The following is a 23,702-nucleotide window of genomic DNA, read 5'->3' on the forward strand; positions in this document are numbered from 1 at the left end:
CGGCGTGCCGTCGCGGCGTTTTCTCGTCAGCGGATGTCGTGGTCGGGGTGGGTCCGGTCGTATGCCTGCCGTGCTTCGGCGATGACGGCGCGGTGGGCGAGTGACCAGTCGGCAAGTGCCTTGACCAGGTGGGTCAGGCCGGCTCCGGTCCCGGTCAGGCGGTAGTCGACCTTGGCGGGGACGGTCGGGTACACGGTGCGCAGCACAAGGCCGTCGCGTTCGAGCCTGCGGACGGTAAGGGTGAGCATGCGCTGGGAGATGCCGTCGATGGCGCGCTGCAGTTCACGGAACCGGCGCGGCCCGCCCGCAAGCTCAACGATCACGAGCACCGACCATTTGTCGCCGATGCGGTCCAGGACGTCGCGGATGCCGCAGTCGGGGTGGTCTTCACGCCCGCAGGGGTCGAGGTCGGCGGGGGCGGTTACCCCGGTGTGCGTGAGTGACATCAGACTGCCTTCTTGTGGCCGGTAGGCGTGCGATCAAGGATCAAGCGTAGTTACCGATGAGAACCACGACGGAAGAATGCGACTGACATGATCTTGGTGACGGGAGCAAGCGGGAGTCTCGGCTCGGCCACCCTTGCGGCGCTGCGTGCCAGTGGCGCCGCCGCGACGGGCGGCAGCCGCACGCCGGGCGAGGGGACGCGGCACCTCGACTTCGACGACCACGCGAGCCTCGACCTCACCGGGGTGTCGACCCTGGTGCTGATTTCCGCCGGTTACGGCGAGGACGACCAGGTCATCGGGCGGCACGCGGCGGTCCTGGACGCCGCCGTGCGCGACGGCGTCGACCACGTCGTCTACACCAGCCTGACCACGGCCGGCGACCATCTCGGATTCGCGCCCGCGCACCGTGCCACCGAGCGCCTGGTGCGGGCAGGCGGACTGCCGTGGACGATCCTGCGCAACGGCCTGTACGCCGAACTCTTCGGCGGCCTGCTGAGGTGGGCCGGCGACGGTGTGGAGTCCGCGTTCGGGGATGGTGCCCTGGCGGCGGTCGTGCGGGCGGATCTCGCCGATGCCGCGGCGGCCGTCGCGGCGAATCCGGCCCGACACGGTGGGCGGACCTATGACCTTGTCGGTACGCCGATCACGGCGGGTCAGGTGGCCGACCGGCTCGGGGTCCCGCACCGCACCATCGGGCTGGGCGAGTACCGGCGCAGGCTCCTCGATGAGACGCCGGGGCTCCTGCCGTTCCAGCCGCCCATGCTCGCTTCGATCGCCACGGGAATCCGGCACGGCTTCCTGGACGGAACCGCTCCCGATCTCACGGACCTTCTTGGCCGCCCGGCCCGCGATCCACTGGCTACGGCCGTTGCAGCCGCGTCCGCCACAAGGCCGGAGGCAAGCCTCTAGTGCTCCAGCCGTAGATGTCATCTTGCTGGTGCGGCCCGGTACGGGAACGGCGCGCTCAGTGGCGTGACCCGTCCTTCGCCGTCTCGACGGTCGGCATTCGCGTCATTTTCCGCACGCGAGGAAGTGCGGGTGAGCGTGCCCCTGTGACGGCGACCCGGCATCGGCCACTCGGCGGATCGGCCCAGGCAGCGAGGGCGATGCCACCTGATCCGCAATCCCGTTGGCGCGTATGCCGCCCTCGGCCCTCAGTCAAGTAACCGTGCACATCGGTCAGTTCGAGACATTGGCAGTCGAGGTGGGGGTTGTGAGGTTGCTGCGGCTTGTGGCACTCATGTGTCCATTGGTGCCCTTTCGCCTGCGGTTGCCAGAAGTCGACGGTTTCCTGCGTTACCGGACCTTCGGCTGCGGCAACCCGTCGGGCGGCAAGGGCTGCCGGCAAGCAACTTCGAACGAGGAGACCTCATGCGCACACCCAGGGGCATCGGACGGGCGGTCAGCGTGCTGGCCGCGGCCGTCACCGGCGTAGCCCTCGGAACCGGCCCCGCGGCTGCCGTCCCGATCGGCCAACCGCTGACCGGCAAGATGACCTACTACAACGACAAGGGTTACGGCGCCTGCGGCACCTCCATAGACCCGACCGCCCAGGATCTGGTGGCGGTTTCCCCGACCTGGTGGACCTCGGCGAACCCGAACAACGACCCCCTGTGTTCCGGAGTCTCGGTGGAGGTCAGCTATCAGGGCAGAACCATCACCGTCCCGGTCAGGGACAAGTGCTTCTCCTGCGATCCGAACCACATAGACCTCAGCGAGTCGGCCTTCCGGAAACTGGTCCCGCCGGGCACCGACATGGTCCCCAGCGTCACCTGGAAGTTCGTCAACGGCTGACCACCCCAGGGGCGCCATACCGCCTGCCGCGCCAGGGACCGGGTCCGCGGCCGCCCACTCCGGCCAGGCAGCCCGGAGTGGGCGACCGCCGCGGGAGCGGCATGCGCCTGCCGCGCCGGGTGACCGTGACGCGATGGGTCACGGTCACCCGGGCGTCATGCCTTGTGCGGGGTGGGCGCGGCTCGTTGGGGCTGGACGGGGCCAATGCCAGCTCGGGCACGAGTGGTTGCGCGCGAGGGGGCTGAAGTTCCCCTGGTGTACTCGTCAGGGAAGGCGGTCACCTGGGCGCAAACACGCCAATGGCCACTCACGCCAGGCCCACGACAAGCGACTTGAGAATGGAACAGGAAGGAACGGGACGGAACAGAACGGAAGTTGATCAGTGCGGTACGTGAGGAGCCACCGCCGCCGCGAACTCCGCACCGACGCCGCACAGGTCCTCGTCACCACTGGAGACCTCACTGGCGGACAGGTTCACGCTGCCATACGACGTCGGCCACATGATCATGCATGTCATGCCGGTACTGAAGCTCGTCGCCGAGGGGACACCGTCGACCTTGATCGACGAAACGCCGCTCCACTTCGCCGGCGGCTCACTCAAATAACTCAGCCTGAAGAACATCCGGTGCTTCGTCGAGCTCCAGCGGCAGTTGGTTTTATTGTCGGCGTCGACGCGATTCAGACCCCACTCCTGGGTCAGCGCGTCGTCCACCGCCGCGCACGGGTCCGACGGAACGCCGCCGGAACCGGCCGTCTCGCCGGAACCGGCCGTTTCCCCGGGCCCGGTTCGAGCACTCTCGGACGCACTCGGACCGGTCTGGACCGGTGGACGAGACCCCGAGGCGTCGGGCTCCCGGTCCGGCGCCCATGCCCAGATCCCGGCGCCCACCGCCACGCACAACACGACCGCCGACGCCGCCACCACCGCCACCCGCGCGGTCCTGGTGCCCGGCTGCGGCCCCTCCGGGACATTCGACTTCGTCCAGTCCTGCCTGTCCTCGTCCCACTGATCCACGACGCCTACCCCTGCCCGCCGATGCCTGCTTCGCCGACGACTTCTCGCCCACGGAGACTGGGCTGTTGCCTATCTCCCCAACGAAAACGCCGCCCCGCTCACATTGATGACGTAATGCTCGAAGCCGCCCGTCTCGTCGCCCTCCGCATGCAGCGCCCGGACCAATCCACCTGAGTTCCGGTCCTGGAGCGTCTTCACATACTGGCCGATGTCCATCTCCTGGAAAAGAGAAACGTCCTCCCCCCGTTCCCGCTCCCGCACTTACGCGGCCGGCCCGTCGGGCAGCGCGTACCGCGACACAGCGTCGAGGACCACGTCGGGCGCCCCGGCGACCGGCACAGTGGGTCCACTCCTCCCCGTCCGTGCCCGGTCGGCAAGGCACGGGACTGGTCGGTTGCTATGCCTGGTTGGCCGCCTTCTTGACGGTCCTGATCACTGGTGCCGTTTCGACGTGTGTGATGGCTGGGAGTGCGGCGATCCGGGTGGTCAGGTACCGGTACAGCTCTTGTTGGTTCGCGCACACCACGCTCGCGTAGAGGTTGGTCGGGCCGGTCGTGGCGGCGGCGAACGCGATCTCCGGATGCCCGGCCAGCTCCTGACCGGCCTGCTCCAGGTGTGCGGGGGCGACCGAGAGCCAGAGCAGGGTTCGGGCGGTCACGCCGAACATGCGCCAGTCGACGTCGATGTCGAGGTAGAGCAGGCCGTGTTCGCGCAGCTCCGTCATCCGGCGCCGGACCGTCGTCGGTGACCAGCCGGTCGCCGTGGCCAACTGCTCCAGTCCGGCCCGGCCGTCGGTGGCGAGCAGGGCGAGGAGCTTGCGGTCACCGTCGTCGAGCCGCACCGGTCCCGGTCGATGCGGCACCGGAGGCGGGCGCAGTCGCTCGATCGCCTCCGCGTCCAACGACCCGATTTTTCCCACCAGGTTGTCCGGGCCGCCGTAGAAGGCGTGCAGCACGGAGTGCGCGGTCACGCCCTCCACACGCGGGGTGCGCGGGAGTTTGGCCAGCAGCAGTGCCTCGCTGTCCGCCTCGCTCTCGGTTCGGACCACGCAGGTGATCTCGGTGCCGCCGGAGCTGAGGCTCACCCAGGACGTGTCGGGGCGTCTGGCCAGCGCCTCGGCGACCGGGAGCGACGCGGCGGGCGCACAGCGCACCCGCAGGAACCACAGGACGGCGCCCAGCGCGGTCGGGTCGACCCCGCCGAGCACGCGTACCGCCCCGGTGGACCGCAACCGGGCGTACCGGCGGGCGATGGTGCGATCCGACACGCCGAGCACCTCGGCGATGGTGCTGAACGGGGCACGGCCGTCGATCTGCAGGGCGTGCACGAGCCGCCGGTCCAGCTCGTCGTAGTCGGATTCCACCGAGCCGAGGGTAGACGGCGTCAGATACCAACGCAACGGCGCCGGTTTCTGGCTCGGATGGCTCGGCCGACAGAGCGTTGCCCGTGTCCTGATCGACACAGACAGAGGAGAGTCCGTGGACACCGATGTGCTCATCGTCGGCGCCGGCCCGACCGGAATGACGCTGGCCAACGAGCTGCTGACGGCGGGGGTGTCGACCGTACTGGTCGACAAGCTGTCGCAGCGCAGCGACCTGTCCAAGGCAGGCGGCGTGCAGTCCCGCACGCTGGAGGCACTCGACCAACGAGGGCTGCTGGAGCCCTTGTTGGCCACCGGAGACCACCCCGTCACCACTGGCCACTTCGCCGGTATCCCGCTTCCGCTCCACTCCAACCGGCACCGTCTGCCGTGGCGGTCCATACCGCAGGTGGTGATCGAGGGATTCTTCGAGCGGCATCTCGCCGCGCACGGCCTCCACGCCCGGCGGGACCACGAACTGGTCGGCCTCGCCCAGGACGACAACGGGGTCGCCGCGACCTTCGCCAACGGCGCCACTCTCCGCTCCCGTTACCTCGTCGCCGCCGACGGAGCCCACAGCGCCGTACGGTCGCTGCTGCGGGCCGGGTTCCCCGGTCAGCCGGGCACGAAGACGATCATCGCCGCCGACGTGCGGTTGGGCGGCGTCGATCCGTCCACGTCGCACACCTGGAACGAGGACGGACACTGGGCGGCACTGTTCCCGCTCGGCACCGATCCGCAGGGCAGGCAGCTGCGCCGACTGGTCCTCGGCGGACCGGGCCAGTCAGTGCCGAGGGAGATCCCGGTCACCGAGGACGACATCCGCCATGGCCTGAACACCGTGTTCGGAACGCGGGTGCACCTGCTCGAACTGCGCTACGCCCGCCGTATCACCAACGCGTCACGGCAGGTTGAGCACTACCGGCACGGGCGGGTGTTCCTTGCGGGCGATGCCGCCCATGTCCACCTGCCGCTCGGCGCGCAGGGCATGAACACCGGGATGCAGGACGCGCTCAACCTCGGTTGGAAACTCGGCGCCGCCGTGCACGGCTGGGCGCCGAAGAGCCTGCTCGACACGTATCACGCGGAACGGCATCCGGCCGGGGCCGCCGTATTGGGCAACGTCCGGGCCCAGAGCCTGCTGATGGACTGGGCCGGCACCCGCGATCCGGACGTGCTGGCCGCCCGGGAGATCTTCACGGCCATGGCCCAACTCCCGGACGTCCAGCGCCATCTCGCCGACCTGATGTCCGGGATGGCCATCCGCTATCCGATGCCGGGCACCGAAACCCACCCGCTCGTCGGCCGACCCGCACCGGACCTGGACCTCGGCCCGACCCGGGTGCACGAACTGCTGCGGTCCGGGCACGGCATCCTGCTGGACCCGGCCGACACGTTCGCCAGGACCGCCGGCCCCTGGTCGGACCGGGTGGACCGGGTGGGCCAGGGCGCGCACACCGAACCGATGCTCATCCGGCCGGACGGCTACGTGTGCTGGGCAGGCACGGCCGACCTGGAACCGGCGCTCGACCGCTGGTTCGGCGAACCCCGCTGAGCCGGCGTTGAGGACACCGGCCGCCAGTCGCCACTGCGCGGTCAGTGGGTAGGAGCCACACCGGGCTCAGCCCCAGGTCCGGCCGGCCGGTTCCTTGATGGTGCGGTTGATCCGGTTGAAGAAGTTGGTCAGCGCGATCTCCAGGTTGATCGCGCCGATCTGCTCCTCGGTGAAGTGGGCGTTGGCCTCTTCCCAGATCGCGTCGGTGACTCCCTCCGCACCGTCCTGCAGCCGGGTGGCGGCCTCGGCCAGCGCCAGTGCCGCGCGCTCCGCATCGGTGTAGAACGGCGCCTCACGCCACGCCGCCACGTTGTGCAGCCGCTCGTCGGTGTCACCGGCCTTCCTCCCCCCGGCGACACTGGCGTGGACGCACGCCGAGCAGCTGTTGATCTGGCTGGCGCGCAGGTGGACCAGCGCGAGCAGCTTCGGGTCGACTCCCCCGGCGGCGATCGCCTTCTGCAAGTGGTCGTGCCTGACCGCGCGGATCGCGTCGATCGCGTCGAGACCGGCGAGTCGGGCGGGCCGAGGGTTGCGTCGACCTCGCGGCACATGACGCCGTGTTGAGCTGTAGCCGCCGGGAGATGCCAGGAGGCGGCCGCGGCGGCGCGCCGCTCACCGGTAACGGAGCACCTGCACCAGCGCGAGGACGGCGACGCGGTGAACACCTGGGGCGGGCCGGTCAAGAACCGGGGTCATTCCTCCAGGGCTGTCGCGATGTGGTCGAGGTCGGTGAGGAGCGCTGCCACGCGTTGCGGCGGGATCGCCTCGACCATGCGCTGTTCGATGGCGTAGACGGCGGCCTGGACCGCAGCGAGGCGTGCCTGGCCCTCCTCGGTGAGGTGCGCGGGCCGGGCGCGGCCGTGGTCGGCGGTGGCGGGGCGGGTGATCAGTCCCGCTTCCTGGAGGCCCCGCAGGACGACGTTTGCGGACTGCCGGGTGACGAAGGTCGCGCGGGCGAGGTCGGCGTTGGACATACCGGGGTGCAGGGCCAGGAGTTCGAGAGTGGAGTACTGCGGCACCGTCAGTCCGTGCTCGCGCAAGACCTTGTCCATGGCGCCGCGCAGGGCGGCCTGGGCGCGTTTGAGTACGTATCCCACGTGGTGGGTGACGTCCTTCGCGGGGTGGGGCGGCTCGGCCGGCATGTTCTGTTCCATGTCAGCATTTTGACATAGCCGTTCCGGCATCCTAGCCTCAGCGATGTCAAAGTCCTGACACCACTGGATCGAGGAACCCCCATGTCTGTCACCATCGACGGCCCCGACTTCGTAGCCCTGCAGGTCCGCGACGTGGAGGCTGCGGCCGCCTTCTGCGAGCAGCACCTGGGCCTGCGCCGGGCCCGCGTTTCGCCGCCGCACGCGGTCGTGTTCGACACCAAGCCGACCCCGTTCGCCCTCCGCGAGCTCCTCCCGGGCGTCGACCTCGCCGATACCGCACGACCCGGCCTCGGAGTGGCGCTCTGGTTCCGGACTTCCGACGCTCACAAGCTCCACGACCAACTCACCGCCGCCCAGATCAAGATCGTGACCCCGATGGCGGACAGCCCCTTCGGGCCGGTGTTCTCCTTCGAGGGCCCGGAGGGCTACGTGCTCACCGCACACGGAGGCTGACCGTGACCGCCGTCTCCCTCGCCCCGGCCGGGCCCTTCTCCCTCGACGTCGACGTCGACGTCGACGGCACCGGATTCCCGGGCCCTTGCCGCGGATCCTGTGGCGGCAGGGCTCATGGCGGACTGCCCGGGGCTGCGCCCGGTGTGCTTTGACCGATGTCGTCGACCGCCCCCTCGGCGACCAGGAAGTCGGCCCATCATGGCCATGGACCAGGTGTCCCGCACCCGACTTTCACCATGTCCCCGAACAGAACGAACGTTGCCTGATACGGCACTGGCCCCACTACACGTCGAACCCCCGCCAGAACACTCCGGCGGGGGTTCGACGTCTCGCGCGCTCTCGCACAGGCATTGCCCCGATCATGGCTTCGCCCCCGGCCCATAGCCCCCTCCAACGCCTCCCGCCATCCGAGAGGATCTACGCTGTGGCCCGCGACCACCGTCTCAGCGTCATTCCACACCACTCACGATGCCCAGCGGCGGCCTCACCTGTCTCCGCACCTGCCTGGGACCAGTCGCCCGACCGGAAAGCAGACCGTGAACGCCACTCTCCTTGCTGTCATCGGGACGATCCTCGGATCGATTGTCACCGGCACGTTCCAACACTTGGCGGCCGGCCGCGCCGAACGCGCTTCCGCCGCAGCGCAGTTGCGCCGCGACCGGCTCGACGCGGTGACCACACTCGCGTCCGCCGGCTCCGACCACCGTCGGGCCCTGTGGATGCGCGGGGAGGCCCGGCTGCGCGGCGCCGGCAGCGATGAGCTGGAAGAACTGCGGGCCAAGTCCCACACCACCCGCTCCGCCATCACCCACCCCCTGGTTGCGCTGCGGCTCCTCGTACCCGACCCGGCCGTCCACGCCACCGCGCAGGCCATGGTTGTCGCCACCTACGACATGGTCGACGCCACCACGAGCATCGAGGAGCTGACGGCAGCACAGGACACCGCGCGGGCCGCCCACGACCGCTTCATCGACGCTGCCGCCGCATACTTCGACTCCCACGCCTGACGGTGCCTGTGCCTGTGCCTTTCCCTCTACGGGGGGCGCAGCCGGCTCGCTGCCCCCCATACAAGCGATGGACGGTAGTTGGCGCGTTCGGGGGTCAGACGGTCAGTCGGTCGAGGATGCCGGCCACCTCCGCCGGCTTGAGCAGGAACCCGACGTGGCTGGTGGCCAACGTATGCACGTCGTACGGGTTGTCGGGCGTCAAGGCGTCGGCTTCGGCGATGAGGCGGTCCTGCATGGCCACGGGGAGCGACCGGTCGTCGGTGAGACGGATGTAGGTGCGGGCGATGGTTCCCCAGGTGTCGGCGTGGCCGCGCGCATCGGCCATCATCACCGCCAGGGACTCGTCCGGCTGAAGGATGTTGAGGAAGGCCCGGAATTGTTCATCGGTGCCGTCCGCCATCATCGACGCCTTGAGCCCGGCCAGCATCACCGGGTCGGCGGTGCGGTAGTTGGCGCGGCCTACGCCGAGTTCGGCGGGGTCGCCGACGTTCAGTGCGGCCAGTGGTGCGAGCAGACTGTCGCCGAACTCGGGCTCCTGCATGTACTCGATGGGGTTGGCGCATTGCACGCATGACCAGCCGGAGACGTAGACGAGCCGGTTCACCAGGTCGGGGATGGTGTTGCCCACGCCGGTGATGGTGGTTCCGCCGAGGCTGGCGCCGACCAGGACCACCGGCCCGTGCTCGGCCACTCGCCGGACGACGTCGACGACCATGTCGATGTTGTCCTGCAGGGTGACCTGGGCCAGTTTCGACGGCTCGGCCGCCCATGCGTCGAGGTCCTGCGGTGCCTGGTAGGCGGTCGGGTACTGCGCGTCGAAACCGTGCCCCGGCAGGTCCACGGCGAAGCTGCGATGGCCGAGCAGGGCCAGTTCGCGCTGGACGGGGGCCCACATCAAGGAGCTGGTGCACACGCCGTGCACGAGCACGAACGTCGCCTTCACCTCGCGGGCCCGGCGCAGTCGGGGGGAGTTGCTGGATGCAGAGGTCATACGGGTTGGTCCAATGTCCGGTGGGCGGCGTTGCGGCAGGCATGCCTGCGGGCCCGATGCGGGTACCGTGCGCCGCCGAAGCTGAAGGGAGAAAGAGGGCACACCTGTCACCAGGCGTGCGGTTCAGTAGCCGGGTGCGCCCGAGCCGGCGTCGGCGCTCAACCGCCGCATGCCACCCGGCAAGGGGCGGCACTCGACGCGGATGCGCTCACCGGCATCGGTGCGCGTCGACGGCCGGGGCCGAGCGATGCCCGCAGGGCAGTGCCGCGAGACCGCGAAGCTCTCCTGCGAGGTCGTCAGCCGGCGCCGGTCGCAGAGCGACTGCGGCAGATGCCGCCTCAGGTCCGGATGCGGGCGAACATGTAGGACATGACAAGTACCCTACTCGCACACGGATCACCACCGAAGTCGATTCGCGTCCTGGCAGGGCAGCCGACACCTCGAACTCCCCGACGTCCGCGCCTGGTTGGGCCTGCAGCGCGCTCCGTTGGAATCGCTTCGAGAAGGCCCGGTCGTGAGGGACTGCGCCGACCTGCCCCAGCGGGCGCATGCCCTCCGGAGCGGAAGTCACGCACCTGGAGCGAGCCCAGGCCGCGGCAGCCGGGCCTGTCGGGCGCCCCCGCGTTGCGTCTGGGCGGACGGATAACCTGGGCCCGTCAGTAAAGATCACAGAAGGGCGGAGCTCATGGCAGACATCGTGGAGACGGCGGCGCGGAAGGTTTTCGAGCGCTACGACATCGACGGGGACGGCCAGGTCACCGCGGAGGAATACCGGAAGGTCGTTGCGGAGTTGGAGGGCACGGAGATCACCGAGGCGCAGGCTCAGGAGCTGATCGACTCCGTCGACACCGACGGCGACCGCATGATGTCCTTCGAGGAGTTCTGGGCGGCCATGAATGGCTGACGCTGCCGGGTCCGGCACGTGAACGTGCCGGACCTGGTTCGTCATCCCGGGATCGATGTGCGGTCGGAGCGGGGCGCTTCCGCTGCAGAGGCATGGGTGGCGTGCCTAGTCGCGTCCGGGTTCACCGCCAGGGCCCTCGATGTCGGCCTGGCGCTCGCCGGTCGCACGGTCGGCCTGCCAGGCCAGTTTGAGGACGAAGTTGCCCTCGGCGGCGGTCTTGGCGATGACCGCGCCCGCCTCGGCGTTGAGCTTGACGCCCAGCTCCAGTTCGATCGTGCTCGGGCGGACGGAGAGCCGGGTGAGCTGGCTGAGGGCGACCTCTGCGGCGGCACGGATCTGATCGAAGCTCTCCGCCAGTGAGTGCGCCGCGGTGGCCGCGATCGCACCGGGCCTGGCGGCCCGCACGACCCCCGTCTCTTCCGTCCCGACCTCGACGACCACCTGCGCGGTCGGGGAGTCGCCTTCGGGCGGGGTGAGCGGGGTGCGGACGAGGATGGTCTCACCGGACATGGGTGTTCCCTTCGGGTTCGGCGTGGTTCAGGCGTGCGTCGGGCGTCGTGTTCACGGGCACAGCGGTCCCAGATAGGCGCCTGGCGGCAGCTTGTGCTGGGCCGCGGGTGGGAGGTTGCCGTCTGCCACGGTCTGGCAGAGCCGCCGTATCCACTGCGCGGGCCCACCGGAGGGCTTCGGCGCGCCGGTGGGGATGCGGGACCGGGGGTCGTGCACGCCGTTCAGAGGGACGAAGGCCGTGAGCCCGCGGTCGACGAGAACCACGGAACCGGCGGGACCGGCGGGACCGGAAGCCGTCTCCGAGTCCCCGAGCAGCGCCACGCCCTGCCAGGGCCGGGCGAGTTGCAGTGCCGCTTCGTACAGGGGGTTGGCGTCGCGTGACGCGAAGTACGGGACGTCCAGCGTGCCCCCATGCGTCAGCGCGACTCCGGTGAGCAGGTAGGTACCGGGCAGTTGCTCCTGACGGAGCTGCTTGCCGCTCGGCAGCGCGTACACCGTCACCGTGGTGTGGATCTCCCGCTCTCCGGTGTACGGGGTGGCGATCGCGAGCGCGCTGCCGTCGGGGCTCAGTCCGATCGCCGGCGCCCCCTTTTTCGTCGAGAGGGTGAGGAGTCTGCGGGGGCGTGGAGACGGCTGGTCGAGCGGCCAGCTCTCGACGGTGATGTCCGCGTGCGGCGTCAGCGTGGCTGCGGAGTTCGAGCCGATGGTGATCAGGCTGCTTCCGTCGGCGGAGAAGGAGAAGTAGGAGACCGCCGCGTTCTCAAGACCCTGAATCACCTTCTGGATCCGGCCGCTCGCCACGTCCCAGACGATCAGGCGCCCGCCGAGGGAACCGGTGAGCGCGGCGAGCCGCCTGCCGCTCGGGTCGAAGGCGAGCGACCGGTACTGGGTGGGGACGGTGGTGCCGGGCGGGAACATGCCGGGCGGGATGTTGGAAGGCAGGCTCTTCCGGAGCCAGTCGGGCAGGGCGAGAAGGTCGCCCTGGGCGGGGGGCTGGAGTTTCCGTACGGCGTGGCTGCGGGTGTCGTAGAGCAGTACGGGCGAGCCGCCCTTGTCCGCCAGGCCGGCGGAGTGCCCGACGTCGTGGGTCATGGCGATCAGCGAGCCGTCCGGCGGGACCGCGGTGATCTCCTGATGCTGGCCGGTGTCGGAGCCGACGGGGGTCCGCCCGCCGAGCCGCCACGCCATCAGCTTGCCCTCGGCATTCACGGCGAGCGCGGTTCGGCCGTCGGCGCTGATCGTGGGCACCCCGCTGCCGCCGGCACTCGGGCCGGCGACCGTCAGGTGCAGCGGTGTGTCCGCGTCGTAGTCCGGCACGATCGCGTCGGCGGAGCCGTACGTCGCGTACTCCTCGCCGAGCAGTGCCTCGCTCTTGGGCGTGGCGTGGGTGCGGTAGGCGCGCATGGCGAGGAGCAGGGCGGTGTACGGGGCGCCCTGGGTCTGTTCGGCGGCGGCGTCGTGCGCCTGCTGCACGAGGGCGTCGGCCGCCGTGGCGGTGTTCTCGCTGCGGGTCGCCGCCTCCGAGGCGTTCCGCCATGCCCAGATCCCGCCGCTGGGGACGAGCACCAACGCCGCGGCCACGGCCGCCGCGGTCACCCGTCGGCGGCGGGCGGAAGCACGACTGACGGCGACGAACTCCCGCTCTCCAGAGGTGAGTTCGCCACCGCGCCGGGACTGCCAGCTCTTCGCGTCGCGCAGGTCCGAGCCGCGGATGAGGCGGCTGCGGGCGCGGTCCTCCTTCTCCCAGCGGGCGATGCGCTGCCGCAGGTCTTCCTGCCAGCGGCGGAACCCCTCGGCCTCGCGGATGAGGTCGCGCAGCAGCGTCCACTGCGTCAGCAGCGTCTCGTGGGCGAGTTCGACGCTCTCCACCACCGTGCCGTCCCGGCCGCGCCGCTCCTCGCCGGGTACGAGCAGCCGGGTGGTCATCAGACGCTGGGCGAGCCGCCACTGCTCGCCGTCGAGGTCCGTACGGGCCACGGTGCGCCGGGTCGGGGTGCGGTCACCGCCGCCGGGGGTGGCGAGCTGGACCAGCAGGGTGCGGGCGGTGCGGCGCTCCTCTTCGCGCAGCCTGCCCCAGATGTCCTCGGCATGGTTGGCGAGCGCCTCGCCGAGCTCGCCGAGGGAGTCGTACTGAGCGTGGCCGATGGTCCCGTGCTTCCGGAGGTCCCAGAGCTTGCCGAGGGTGAACTCCAGCAGCGGCAGCCGGCTCGCGTCATGTCCGGAGGCGTTGAGCAGCCGGTCGACGAGGCCCCGCTCGTAGCGCGCCCCGGCCCGGGCGATCGGCTGCTCGATCGCGGCACGCACCTCGTCCCGGGACATCGGCCCGAGGGTGAACAGCCGTCCGTCGTCGAGGAGCGGGGCGAGCCCGGCGTGGTTGAGCGCGGTGGTGAGGAAGTCGGCGCGCAGCGCCATGACGACCTGCAACGGCGAGTCCGGCTCCCGGCAGTGGTCGAGGGCGGCGGCGAACGCGTCGAGGTCGTCGTCCGTGTGCAGCAGCGCCTGCTCGAACTGGTCGGCGATGAGGAGCAGTCGGCGCCTGCCCTGCCGGTCGAGCAGCTGCCGCACGACCTCGGGCATCTCGCGTTGGCGTAACAGCCTCGTGAGACGCGCTTCGGCGGCGGGCCGTGCGGGGGCCGGGAGTTCGGGGTCGAGAAGGGGTACGAGCGCCCGGGCCAGCGACGGGAGCGGGGTGGGGCCGGGTTGGAAGGCGACGATGGCGAGGGCGCCGTCGTGGCGCAGCCGGGGCAGCACACCGGCGTGGAGGAGGGAGGACTTGCCGCAGCCGGAGACGCCGACGAGGGTGATGCCCGAACTGGTCCCGACGCCTGTTCCCGTGCCGGAGTCGGCGTCGAGCCTGGCGACGATCCGCCCCGCGGGCTCCCCACGCCCGTGGAACAGCTCGGCGTCGGCCTCCTGGAACTGCCGCAGCGGGCGGAAGGGCGACCGCTCCGACACGGCCTGGCGCAGCGGCGGCCAAGTGGCGCACAGGATCGCGGTGGGGATGAGGTAGGCGGTGCGCCGCCCCGGGCGGGCGTCGGCGGTCACCACCATGCCGACCACGCCGCCGTGCTCGCTGTCCCACACCGGCGCCCCGGAGAAGCCGCGCTGCACCTCGTACTGACTCGCGGGGTCGGCGTCGTACTGCACCCAACCGGTGGCCTGGCGACCCCGTAGTACGCCCGCGCTCCACACACCGCTGTCGTTGCCGCGCGGAAAGCCGAAGGTGCGGACCGGCAGCCCCGGCTCGCCGCCGTACTCGACGAGCTGGGCGAGGACCGCGCCGGCCGGCGGCTCGGTGCGGAGCGTGAGCACGGCCATGTCTCCCGACTCGTCGTCCCGGGTCGGCACCCAGGCCGCCACCCGGGCCTCGTACAACTGCCCCGGCCGGGCGAGCGGGAAGTCCAGCCACAGCGGCTCATCGGGCCGCTCCGCCGTCGTCTCCGGCAAACCGAGGGCGGCGGCCACCACATGGGCGCAGGTGACCACGGCGTTGTCGGCGGTGAGGAACCCGGCCCCCGCAGGCCGCCCGGCCCCGTCCACCACCCGGACCACGGCCTCGTCCCCCAGCCCCCTGGTGCCCGATTCCACCACCGTCTCCCCCGTCTCCACCCGACGCGCGACGCACCTCGGGCCATAGTCTTCAACGGGTCTTCCCGGAGCGGCCGGCGGCTACGCGGCAGAGCGGCAGCGGGGATTACGGGGAGTCGTAGGGTCTCGGATCTGGTGGGCGCATCCCACGCCCCGTGAGCCGACCCGGCCTCCGGGGCGGGCTCGACGAAGCAGAATCCCCTCGCCCGGGGCGTGTCCATCCCCCACAACCCCTCCCCGCGCGGCAGGATCCACCCATGTCGTACTCCTACGACCCACCCGAGCCGTCCTTCGACAACCTCGTCGCCGACGCCCTCGACGAGCTCGAAGAACAGGCCGGCGGCAACCCCGTCCTCGACGCCGCCGAGTTGCTGCACCGGGCGTTGGTCCTGCACGGCCAGCGTCACCAGGTCGGCGCGGACGGCCAGGAGGTGGTGCTGAGGATGCCCACCCAGACTGCGCTGACGCTGGCGCTGCTGCTCAAGGACGCGTTACCGGAAGGGCCGGTCGGCTCCGACGGGTGAGCCGGACCTGACGGCTCCGAGTGCGACTGCAGGCACGCACGTGACCTGCACGGCTGCTACTTGTTCAGGAGCGCTCCCAGGATCCGATATGATCATGACGCAGCTTCGGCCCGCGGTCGGCGGGTGGGAGTCATGCGTCTGTGGTCCAAGGAAAGACGTCCACCAACCGGTGGGAAATGCAGGTGCAAGGCCTGCCGGGCGCTCCATCAGAAGGTCACCTACTCGCGCGAGTAGGTGACCTTCGTCGTTCCCGACCACGACTTCGGCGTGGCGACTCCCCGCCCCTTGCGGCTGCGGGGCTACTTCGATTCGACGTGTCCTACCGCGCCGGGTCCGGTCGTCAGTGCCTCGCAGGTGGTCTGCCAGGCAGGGGCGCCGGGGTGGAGTCGGGTGTGGAGGTAGGCCGCGGTGAGCCGGGCGAGGGCGGCGACTCGGGCGGGGTTCTCGTCGGTGGTCTCGGCGGCGTCGTATCCGGCGATCCCGCCGAGCCCGTGTTCCGCGTCGAACAGGGTGAGCAGGGTTTTGGGGCCCGGGGCGAGGGTGTAGGGGTCGGCGTGCCAGTCCGGCCCGATGTCCGTGAAGTGCCGGGAGTCGTCCTTGTCTCCGGCGACGACCAGCGCGGGTGCGGTCATGGTGGAGAAGTCGACGGCCCCGATGATCGGCCACTGCTCGGCCATGGGTCCGTTGAGGACGTCGCCGCCCCTGCCGGGCGCGGCGAGCAGTACGCCCGCCTTGATCCGGGGCTCCACGAGGCGCACCACGTTGCCGGTGTCGGGGTCGGTGAGTCCGGCACCCAGCAGGAGGGCGGCGGTGAAGCCGCCGAGCGAGTGTCCGGCGAGGGCGACCTTGGTGCGGTCGATCCGTCCGGCGAGCTGCGGCACGGCGTTCTCGATGATGTCGAGCCGGTCGAGGATGTGGGCCATGTCCTCGGCGCGGGAACGCCAGAAGTCGGGTGCGCCGGGGGCGTCGGCGACCAGGTGGGTCAGTGTGCTGGAGGTGAGGTGGGTGGGTTGGACGACGACGAATCCGTGTGCCGCCCAGAAGTTGGCGAGCGGCGCGTAGCCGTTGAGCGAAGAGAGGTTGTTCGAGGGGCCGTGGCCGTGGGAGAGCAGGATGACGGGGAGGCTGGTTCCGGTCGCGGGTGCGGAGACGCGTACCTGGAGATCCACGGGACGTCCGGGCACGGTCAGGACTACGGGGCTGAGGGACAGGACCGGCACGGGCGCGCCCAGGGCGTCGGTGGTGGATGTGCTCACGGTGTGGGTTCCCTTTCGGTGGCGCCTGCCGCCCGCCGGTCTCCTGCGGCCGGCGGGCGGACAAGGCGGTCAGGGGCGTCCCGCTTCGGCTAAGCTGAAACGGAACGCTGCTCCATTTAGTATTCGGAGCACTGATCCGTTTTGTCAATCGGTGTCGAAGGAGAACGCGATGGCCGCCGAGGGTCCTGCCGGGGACTCGCCGTCCCGCAGCAAGCGGGCCGACGCCCAGCGCAACCGGGAGGCGGTGCTCACCGCCGCAGCCGAGGTGTTCGTCACCGCCGGTGTCGACGCGCCGATCCGCCAGATCGCGGCCCGGGCGGGCGTCGGGATGGCCACGATCTACCGCCACTTCCCGACCAGGGCGGACCTCGTCACCGCCGTGTACCAGCACCAGATCGAGGCATGCGCCGAAGCCGGCCCGAACCTGCTGGCCGGCGCCGACTCCCCGCTCGACGCACTGCACCAATGGATCGACCTCTTCGTCGACTTCCTCGTCACCAAGCACGGCCTCGCCGACGCCCTGCAGTCCGACAGCGACCGCTTCGCCGCGCTGCACGCCTACTTCCTCGACCGCCTGCTGCCCGTCTGCGCCCAGCTGCTCGACGCCGCGGTCGAGACCGGCGACATCAAGCCCGGCACACAGCCCTACGAGCTGATGCGCGGCATCGGCAACCTGTGCATCGGGCGCGACAACGACCCCCGATACGACCCCCGACGCCTGGTGGCCCTCCTCCTCCAGGGGCTCCGGCGACCGCAAACGCCGTGAGGCCGACGAGCGCACCGTGGATCACCATCCTGCGGTCAGTCCGCCCAGGAGGCCACGGCTGGGCGCGAGGGAGGAGAGTGATCGGTAGCCGTCATGGACACCGCGTCCACGCCGCCCTGCGGTTCGGCTGCCCGGCCGTCTGCCCTCGGACGCTCAGCTGTAGGCGATGCGCTCGATCCCCATCAGTTGGGCTGCATCGATGCGGCCGTCCTCCAGGGACAGCAGCCAAGGCAGCAGTTCCGGCGTGGCGTGCACTTCGTTGTAGAAGCCGAAGTGGAGATCGGCGAGTTCGTCCTCGATGAGCCATCGGTCGAGGGCGTCGCCGAGGTGGAGGTCCGCTGCCCGGGTGCGGGTTCGGGCCCAGATGGCCAGCCAGGGGGCGAGGGTGCCTGTGATGGTCGCGAGCGTTTCGATTACCCGGGTGACGTCTCCGGTGCCCGGGTGGCTGTGCAGGAACGACCGCCACCATGCCTGCCACACGTTCTCCAGCGCCGTGCGCTCCGTCGCGGTCCATTCCCGCCAGCGGGCGGCGAGGAACTGCGAGGCGACCGATTTGTGCAGGAGTTGGTCGGCGATGAGGAGCCGGACGATCCGGGGCGTCAACTTGCGGTACAGACCGGGGAAGTCGTCCCAGTGGCTTGGTACCTCGTGTGCGACGCAGGGGATCAGGTTGTCCGGTATCCGGTGGACGGGACCGGCCAGGGCTTCAAGCGCTTCTCTGCCGTAGCAGCAGGTGCAGCCGCCGACGGAAACCGGCAGTTCGGTGCGTGGTGCGAAGGCAGCGTCCAAAGCGTCCAGGGCATCCTGGAGTTGCTGGTGCGGGTCGGTCATGCGGTGCCTGACAGGACTCCGTCCGGAAGCTCCGGAGAAGGGGGCGACGCTACCACAGGCAGGATTTCGGCGATCGGCCGATCGGTTGCCTCCTGGTTGCGCCACAACCTCCAGGGCGGCAGCCGCGTCAACCGATCGGATGACATCGGTGTCCACCGATCCGTGCGTCGCGGGGAGCCGATCCGACGACGGGTTGCGGCCGGAGGCGGTCCAGGATGGAGACGGAGCGGAGCAGGCCCCGGCCCGCCGAGGGGGAGCGTCGGGCGCAGTGGCGCCGAGCCAGGAGACCGCACCAACACCCTTGAAACGTATCGGAGTTGATTGGAATTGGCCTCCGTGAAGCATGGCGGGAAGGCTGCCGGGCGTGGCCGGGCCGTCACCAGGGGTGTCGCTGACTGGTCCGCGAACGCCTCCACGCCGGCCGCCCCGACCCCGGCGGCGCCCGGAACCCCCCGTGCCGAGCCCCGTCGGCCCCGCCTGTCCGCAGCCCGCATCCGCGCCGGGCTGCGGGCAGGCATCGGGATCGCGGTCCGTACGAAGGCGGCGGCGACGCTGTCCGTGCTGCGCACCCGCGCCCCCTGGAGTTCAAGGCGCACCACGATGAATGCCCTAGACCGCGCCTTGCTGGCGGCCGGCACGCACGGCGACACCGACGCCGTGCGCGCCGCCCTCGACGGAGGCGCCGCAGTGGACGCCCGCGACGGACACCGCCGCACCCCCCTGCTGCTGGCCGCACTCGGCGACCACGTGCCGGCCGCCGAGGTGCTGGTGGCCGCCGGTGCCGACCCCGATGCCCAGGACGACCGGCACGACAGCTCGTGGCTGGTCACCGGCGTCACCGGCAGCGTCGCCATGATGCGTGCCCTGCTCCCGGCCGGGCCCGACCTGACGGTGACCAACCGCTTCGGCGGCACATCCCTCATCCCGGCTGCCGAGCGCGGTCACGTCGCCTATGTCCGTGCCGTGCTCCGCGAGACCGACATCGACGTCGACCATGTGAACCGGCTGGGTTGGACCGCCTTGTTGGAGGCCGTGATCCTCGGCGACGGCGGCAGCGCCCACCAGGAGATCGTGGAGCTGCTGATCACCGCCGGAGCGACCCTGGACCTGCCCGACGGGGACGGCGTCACCGCCCTCGGGCACGCCGTGCGGCACGGGTACACCGAGATCGCCGATCTGCTCAAGGCGATCCGGTGAGGCGGGCCGCGGCCCTACGGCGGGTCCGGTCGGCCGTGCGCGCCTCGGCCGCGTTCGCCGCTGTGGCGCTCGTGGTCGCGGGGTGCTCCGGGGGCGCGGCGGACGACGCGGCGGCACCGCACGACGGTTCGCCGTCCGCCGCGGCGAAGAAGGTCCCCGCGCCCTCCGGCCGGACGCCCGAGGGCACCGTGCTCGTCGCCGACTTCGGCGCCGACACCGTGACCTTCGTCGATCCCGCCCGTGGCGCCTTCGACTCCGTACGCGTCGGCACGGCCCCGTACGGGCTGGCCGTTGGCGGCGACGGGCGGGCCTGGGTCGCCACCGCCGAGGACGTCGCCGTCGTCGACACCGCCGAGCGGAAGCGGATCGCCCGTATCCCGTACGAGACGCAGGGCATCGGGGCGCCGACCTACGGCGAGTACCGCGGCGGCGGCATGGGGATCGCGCTCGCCCCTGACGGCCGTCATGCGTACGTCGGCGTCAACCGGCCCGGCCGCAACGGCACCGTCGAGGCGATCGACACCCGCAGCCTGAAGGTCACCGGGGTCACCGAGGTGGGCCGCCGTCCGTTCGACGTGGATGTCGCACGCGACGGGCGCGAGGTGTACGCCACGGATCACGACTCCTTCGATGTCACCGTGGTGACCCCGGGCTCCCTGCGCACCCGGCGCATCGAGGTCGCGCCCTACGGCACCGAGGGCGGCCTGGGCTCCTGGCTCAAGCCGCACTACACCGCCGTACGCCCTTCCGACGGCAAGCTGCTGCTGCCGTTCGAGGGGGAGCGGCTGGCCGTCGTCGACCCGGAGACGGGCCGTACGCGCATCGAGCGGATGACCGCCGACACCCATCAGCACGGCGTCACGATCACCGGCGACGGCACGCTGTTCGCCGTCGGCACCGGCCCGATCGACCCCTCCCGGGACAAGGGCCCGTCGCTGACCGTGCGCACCCCGCAGGGGCGGGAGAAGGTGATCCGGCTGGACGGTCCCCACGAGAACGTCGCGGTCTCGGCCGACGGTCGCACCGCCTACGTCACGGGAGGCTTCACCCGCGACGGCTACTGGAACGGCATCTCCGTCGTCGACGTGGACTCCGGCACCGTCCGGCGCCTCGCCGCGGGCGACCGCCCCTTGGGCATCGCGATTCTCTGACCGCCGGCCAGGAGGACCGGGAAGATCTGCCCGTGGTCATGTCCGGCGTGACCCCGGTCTCCGGCTCGGCGCAACGGGACTCCTGACCGTGGGGGGCTGGTGGCACCCTGTCGGCATCGCCGAGGACTACGTCCCGGGAACTGGAAGCATGCGCGGGGTCACGAGGCCGGACTCGTAGGCGAGGACCACGAGTTGGGCGCGGTCCCGGACCCGGAGCTTGGTCATCGCCCGGTTGACGTGGGTCTTCGCCGTCATCGGGGTGATCACCATGCGGCGGGCGATGTCGTCGTTGGACAGGCCCTGCGCGACCAGGAAGACGGCCTCCCGTTCGCGCACGGTCAACTCCTCCAGGCCCGCGCCTACGCCCGCAGTGGGCGGCTGGGTGACGTACCGCTGCGGCGGCCGGGAGCCGCGGAGCGCGAGCAGGCGGCGGCACAGCTGGACGACGCCGCGCACACGCGAAGCCCGGCGTCGCCCCGCTTCGCATCCTCACCGTCGCGGAGATGCTCAGTCGAGACAGAACTCGTTGCCCTCGATGTCCTGCATCACGATGCACGACTCGTTGATGCCGTCGGCCCGCAGAAGTTGCACGCACACCGCGCCGAGCGCGACGAGTCGTGCGCATTCGGCCTCAAGAACGGCCAGGCGCTCCTCACCCACGAGTCCGGTGCCGACCCGCACATCGAGATGCACCCGGTTCTTGACGACCTTGCCTTCGGGAACGCGCTGGAAGAACAGCCGCGGCCCCTCACCCGAGGGATCGCTGCAGGCGAACCATGCACCCTGATGCTCGGCAGGCAGGGTGCGGTCGAAATCATCCCAAGTGGCGCACCCCTCCGGTGGCTGCGGTACGACGTACCCCAACACCTCACACCAAAATCGAGCGACGCGCTCAGGTTCCGCGCAGTCGAAGGTGACTTGGACCTTCTTGATCGATGCCATCGGCGCACCATAGCAGGGGGCTCTGACGCTCATGTCCCGTTGCGGAACGGTGTGTTGCCGGGCGTACGACCACTACCAGGCACCACCAGACACCGCCAGACACTGGCGACGGCTCCTCAAGCCCGGGCGCAGGGCAGCTGGTGCCTGTCCGGCAGACACTGTGACCTCCTTGTGTCTGTGGCGTTAGGTACCTGCGTAGCGGCCGGAGGAAATGGCCACCGGCCATCCAGTCATGAGCAGTGGAGGCGTACATCGTGTTGACCGGTGACTCGTTCGGCAGCAGTACCTTCGCCATCGAATTGGGCAAGTTCCAGGTCGAGACCGTCCAGGACGTGTCGGGGCTGCAACTGGAGCAGGACGTCGTCGAAGTCCGGCAGGTCTCACCCACCGGTGAACTGCTCATCCGCAAGCAGCCTGGGGCACGCAGGACCGGCGAGATCACGATCACCCGCGGCATGGACAAGAGCACCGCGTTCACCGACTGGATCAAGGCGACCCTGGTCGACGCCGACCTCGACGCCGCCCGTCAGAACATCACGATCGCGGTGAAGGACGCGAAGAAGGAGACCGTCCGCCGCATCCACCTCAGCAACGCCTGGGCGTCCCGCTGGGAGGGACCGTCGCTGGGAGCCGCCGAGTCCGGGCCCGCGACGGAACAGGTGACGATCACCTACGAAGACCTCACCATCGAGTAGCGATCGAGCTCTGCCTGGCGGATCACGTCCGGAGCCTTCACCGGAACGCGGTGACGGTGGCGAAGTCGGGGAAGAGGCAGGCCCGCTTCTCGTGGCGGGTTGCCACGGCGCGGAAGGTTCGTGATCCGGTTGATGGACCGTTGGGGCGTGGGCCGCCGGGCCACACGCCCTGCGGGGCCGCCTCGGCGGGAGTACGGGATCGCTGTCCGTCTCCACATGGACGGACCTCGGGGGCGACGGTCTCATCGGGCGGCGGGCGGGGTCAGGCGCCTGGGCGGACGGGGCCGATGACGGTGCCGACGTCGACGGTGAGCCGGCCGTAGGCGGTGGACTCGCCGGGGATCACCCCGCCGGGAGCCTTGAGGGTGAAGTCCGCCTCGTCGGCGGGGGCACCGCCGCCGGTGTTGGGCACTTGGATGTCGAAGTGCACCGGGTGCCCCGGGCCGAAGGTCACCACCGTGCCCTGCGCGCCGTAGTGCCCGGCGGTGACGCCCTTGAGGGAACCGTGGTGGTAGAAGCGCACGTCGATCGGGGAACCGGCCAGCCGGCACGGGTCGTATCCGGGTGCCGCGGTCAGGGTGACGCGGTAGTGGTGGTGCCCGGCGGTGGCGGGCGCCGCGGTGATCTTGGCGGTGTGGTTCGCCGGACGGCATGCGGAGGGCGCCTCGTTGCCGGCGGGCGTGGCCGTCGACGACGCCTGCGCCACTCCCCCGCCCACTCCCACCGCACCCACCAGCGCGACGGCGGCAGCGGTGCCGACGATCTTCCCAGTGGTACGCATCATGAAGACTCCCCTTCTGCTCGGCGGACAACGGGTGTTCCGCCCGGGTCCCTGGTCACCTCCATTCCTCCCCTCCCACCGGACCGACAAATGTCATAAGTACGTCACGAATGGACCAGCGCTCCCGACCTCCGCAAATCCGCTGGTTCCCGGGCGTCCCGCGACTTCTGCCGGTACGAGCGGGTGCGAGCCGCGGCTCGTCGGTCGAGCCCTTGAACTGCTTGGTCACCACTAGGTTCCCCAGTCACCGAAAAGTGCGTTCTTCCACGTCAGCGGCAACTCTCTTACGGTTCCCGAGTATCCACAAGAGACCAACGGGTCTCTCGCGACGAGGAGGCGGCGGCATGGCCATCACCCTGGTGAACCCCAGCGGACTACCGGAGATCGACGTCTACCGGCAGGTGTCGATCGCCGCCGGCTCGAAACTGGTGTTCATCGCCGGGCAGGTTGCCTGGGACGCCCAGGGCCTCACGGTCGGCGAAGGCGATCTGGCCGCGCAGGTCGAGCAGTGCTACCTCAACATCGGCACCGCCCTGGCCGCGGCCGGTGCGTCCTTCGACGACGTGGCCAAACTGACCGTCCACGTGGTCGATTGGACCCCCGACAAGATGCCGCTGCTCCTGGAGGGGATCTCCCGAGCCGGCGAGACGCTGGGGTCCGCTCCGGCCGCACCGGCCACTCTGCTGGGCGTGGCCGCCCTGGACATCCCGGAACACCTGGTCGAAGTGGAGGCCGTCGCGGTCATCGACTGAACGGCCGGCGAGGAGGGCCGCGGCGCAGGT

Annotated in this window: 25 protein-coding genes and 1 pseudogene; 12 read left to right on the forward strand and 14 right to left on the reverse strand. The window is 70.6% G+C overall.

The features are described from left to right. Positions 1-26 precede the first annotated feature (26 nt). On the reverse strand, positions 27-446 hold the full coding sequence (locus CG747_RS33920; protein ID WP_100605714.1) for a helix-turn-helix domain-containing protein: 420 nt from the start codon (positions 444-446) through the stop codon (positions 27-29). Positions 447-533: 87 nt separating this feature from the next. On the opposite strand from CG747_RS33920, the gene CG747_RS33925 reads away from it, so the two are divergent. Both CG747_RS33925 and CG747_RS33930 read left to right on the forward strand, forming a co-directional pair. Then, entirely contained in the window at positions 534-1,355 is an 822-nt protein-coding gene (locus CG747_RS33925) for an NAD(P)H-binding protein (RefSeq protein ID WP_100605715.1), read from the forward strand. 462 nt (positions 1,356-1,817) lie between these two features. Beyond that, entirely contained in the window at positions 1,818-2,240 is a 423-nt protein-coding gene (locus CG747_RS33930) for a cysteine/serine endopeptidase inhibitor (RefSeq protein WP_100605716.1), read from the forward strand. A 379-nt stretch (positions 2,241-2,619) separates the two neighbouring features. On the opposite strand, the gene CG747_RS33935 is transcribed toward CG747_RS33930, so the two are convergent. From CG747_RS33935 to CG747_RS33945, 3 genes are all read right to left on the reverse strand, one after another. Continuing rightward, entirely contained in the window at positions 2,620-3,255 is a 636-nt protein-coding gene (locus CG747_RS33935) for a DUF3558 domain-containing protein (protein ID WP_100605717.1), read from the reverse strand. A gap of 69 nt (positions 3,256-3,324) precedes the next feature. After that, positions 3,325-3,471, reverse strand: a complete 147-nt coding sequence (locus tag CG747_RS48355) for a hypothetical protein (protein WP_180985812.1) — start codon at positions 3,469-3,471, stop codon at positions 3,325-3,327. 181 nt (positions 3,472-3,652) lie between these two features. Next, positions 3,653-4,618 carry an Lrp/AsnC family transcriptional regulator gene (locus tag CG747_RS33945; RefSeq protein ID WP_100605719.1) on the reverse strand — a complete coding sequence of 322 codons (966 nt, stop codon included), beginning with the start codon at positions 4,616-4,618 and terminating at the stop codon, positions 3,653-3,655. Positions 4,619-4,733: 115 nt separating this feature from the next. On the opposite strand from CG747_RS33945, the gene CG747_RS33950 reads away from it, so the two are divergent. Beyond that, a complete protein-coding gene (locus CG747_RS33950) occupies positions 4,734-6,170 on the forward strand; it encodes an FAD-dependent monooxygenase (RefSeq protein ID WP_100605720.1) in 1,437 nt (478 codons plus the stop codon). Positions 6,171-6,236: 66 nt separating this feature from the next. Here CG747_RS33950 and CG747_RS33955 read toward each other — a convergent pair whose 3' ends face one another. Continuing rightward, positions 6,237-6,665: a carboxymuconolactone decarboxylase family protein gene (locus CG747_RS33955; protein WP_100605829.1), complete on the reverse strand. Its 429-nt coding sequence runs from the start codon at positions 6,663-6,665 to the stop codon at positions 6,237-6,239. A 197-nt stretch (positions 6,666-6,862) separates the two neighbouring features. Continuing rightward, positions 6,863-7,324, reverse strand: coding sequence for a MarR family winged helix-turn-helix transcriptional regulator (locus tag CG747_RS33960; RefSeq protein WP_100605721.1), 462 nt, complete (start codon positions 7,322-7,324; stop codon positions 6,863-6,865). 81 nt (positions 7,325-7,405) lie between these two features. Between CG747_RS33960 and CG747_RS33965 the strand changes: the two genes are divergently transcribed. After that, positions 7,406-7,777, forward strand: a complete 372-nt coding sequence (locus CG747_RS33965; protein ID WP_100605722.1) for a VOC family protein — start codon at positions 7,406-7,408, stop codon at positions 7,775-7,777. Between the two features lie 536 nt (positions 7,778-8,313). Continuing rightward, complete coding sequence (locus tag CG747_RS33975; protein ID WP_100605723.1) at positions 8,314-8,784, forward strand: hypothetical protein; 471 nt, start codon at positions 8,314-8,316, stop codon at positions 8,782-8,784. Positions 8,785-8,878: 94 nt separating this feature from the next. On the opposite strand, the gene CG747_RS33980 is transcribed toward CG747_RS33975, so the two are convergent. After that, the gene (locus CG747_RS33980) at positions 8,879-9,775 is read right to left on the reverse strand and encodes an alpha/beta fold hydrolase (protein ID WP_100605724.1); all 897 of its coding nucleotides are present in this window, start codon (positions 9,773-9,775) and stop codon (positions 8,879-8,881) included. A 685-nt stretch (positions 9,776-10,460) separates the two neighbouring features. On the opposite strand from CG747_RS33980, the gene CG747_RS33985 reads away from it, so the two are divergent. Further along, positions 10,461-10,679, forward strand: a complete 219-nt coding sequence (locus tag CG747_RS33985; RefSeq protein WP_100605725.1) for an EF-hand domain-containing protein — start codon at positions 10,461-10,463, stop codon at positions 10,677-10,679. A 105-nt stretch (positions 10,680-10,784) separates the two neighbouring features. Here the strand turns inward: CG747_RS33985 and CG747_RS33990 are convergent, their stop codons facing one another. Next, positions 10,785-11,189: a CU044_2847 family protein gene (locus tag CG747_RS33990; protein WP_180985813.1), complete on the reverse strand. Its 405-nt coding sequence runs from the start codon at positions 11,187-11,189 to the stop codon at positions 10,785-10,787. Positions 11,190-11,240: 51 nt separating this feature from the next. After that, entirely contained in the window at positions 11,241-14,777 is a 3,537-nt protein-coding gene (locus tag CG747_RS33995) for a trypsin-like peptidase domain-containing protein (RefSeq protein WP_100605830.1), read from the reverse strand. Positions 14,778-15,034: 257 nt separating this feature from the next. Here CG747_RS33995 and CG747_RS34000 point away from each other — a divergent pair, with 257 nt between their 5' ends. Continuing rightward, complete coding sequence (locus CG747_RS34000; protein WP_100605726.1) at positions 15,035-15,301, forward strand: hypothetical protein; 267 nt, start codon at positions 15,035-15,037, stop codon at positions 15,299-15,301. A 299-nt stretch (positions 15,302-15,600) separates the two neighbouring features. Here the strand turns inward: CG747_RS34000 and CG747_RS34005 are convergent, their stop codons facing one another. Next, positions 15,601-16,557 carry an alpha/beta fold hydrolase gene (locus tag CG747_RS34005; RefSeq protein ID WP_100605727.1) on the reverse strand — a complete coding sequence of 319 codons (957 nt, stop codon included), beginning with the start codon at positions 16,555-16,557 and terminating at the stop codon, positions 15,601-15,603. 169 nt (positions 16,558-16,726) lie between these two features. Here CG747_RS34005 and CG747_RS34010 point away from each other — a divergent pair, with 169 nt between their 5' ends. Then, positions 16,727-17,323, forward strand: a complete 597-nt coding sequence (locus CG747_RS34010; RefSeq protein ID WP_100605728.1) for a TetR/AcrR family transcriptional regulator — start codon at positions 16,727-16,729, stop codon at positions 17,321-17,323. Positions 17,324-17,476: 153 nt separating this feature from the next. On the opposite strand, the gene CG747_RS34015 is transcribed toward CG747_RS34010, so the two are convergent. Then, complete coding sequence (locus tag CG747_RS34015) at positions 17,477-18,154, reverse strand: hypothetical protein (protein WP_100605729.1); 678 nt, start codon at positions 18,152-18,154, stop codon at positions 17,477-17,479. 600 nt (positions 18,155-18,754) lie between these two features. On the opposite strand from CG747_RS34015, the gene CG747_RS34020 reads away from it, so the two are divergent. After that, positions 18,755-19,351 carry an ankyrin repeat domain-containing protein gene (locus CG747_RS34020; RefSeq protein ID WP_100605730.1) on the forward strand — a complete coding sequence of 199 codons (597 nt, stop codon included), beginning with the start codon at positions 18,755-18,757 and terminating at the stop codon, positions 19,349-19,351. After that, positions 19,348-20,502: a YncE family protein gene (locus CG747_RS34025; protein ID WP_374701855.1), complete on the forward strand. Its 1,155-nt coding sequence runs from the start codon at positions 19,348-19,350 to the stop codon at positions 20,500-20,502. Before CG747_RS34020 ends, CG747_RS34025 begins: the two co-directional genes overlap by 4 nt. A gap of 126 nt (positions 20,503-20,628) precedes the next feature. Here CG747_RS34025 and CG747_RS34030 read toward each other — a convergent pair. Together CG747_RS34030 and CG747_RS34035 are read right to left on the reverse strand one after the other, a co-directional pair. Further along, a pseudogene (locus CG747_RS34030) lies at positions 20,629-20,895 on the reverse strand (response regulator transcription factor); the annotation flags it as partial. A 114-nt stretch (positions 20,896-21,009) separates the two neighbouring features. Continuing rightward, positions 21,010-21,444, reverse strand: coding sequence for a VOC family protein (locus tag CG747_RS34035; protein ID WP_100605732.1), 435 nt, complete (start codon positions 21,442-21,444; stop codon positions 21,010-21,012). Positions 21,445-21,698: 254 nt separating this feature from the next. Here CG747_RS34035 and CG747_RS34040 point away from each other — a divergent pair, with 254 nt between their 5' ends. Further along, positions 21,699-22,139: a phage tail protein gene (locus tag CG747_RS34040; RefSeq protein ID WP_100605831.1), complete on the forward strand. Its 441-nt coding sequence runs from the start codon at positions 21,699-21,701 to the stop codon at positions 22,137-22,139. Positions 22,140-22,401: 262 nt separating this feature from the next. Here the strand turns inward: CG747_RS34040 and CG747_RS34045 are convergent, their stop codons facing one another. Then, positions 22,402-22,923, reverse strand: a complete 522-nt coding sequence (locus tag CG747_RS34045) for a DUF4232 domain-containing protein (RefSeq protein ID WP_100605733.1) — start codon at positions 22,921-22,923, stop codon at positions 22,402-22,404. A 341-nt stretch (positions 22,924-23,264) separates the two neighbouring features. Between CG747_RS34045 and CG747_RS34050 the strand changes: the two genes are divergently transcribed. Continuing rightward, a complete protein-coding gene (locus tag CG747_RS34050; RefSeq protein WP_100605734.1) occupies positions 23,265-23,672 on the forward strand; it encodes a RidA family protein in 408 nt (135 codons plus the stop codon). Positions 23,673-23,702 lie beyond the last annotated feature (30 nt).

It is taken from the genome of Streptomyces sp. CB02959 (assembly GCF_002803155.1).
GTDB lineage: Bacteria > Actinomycetota > Actinomycetes > Streptomycetales > Streptomycetaceae > Streptomyces.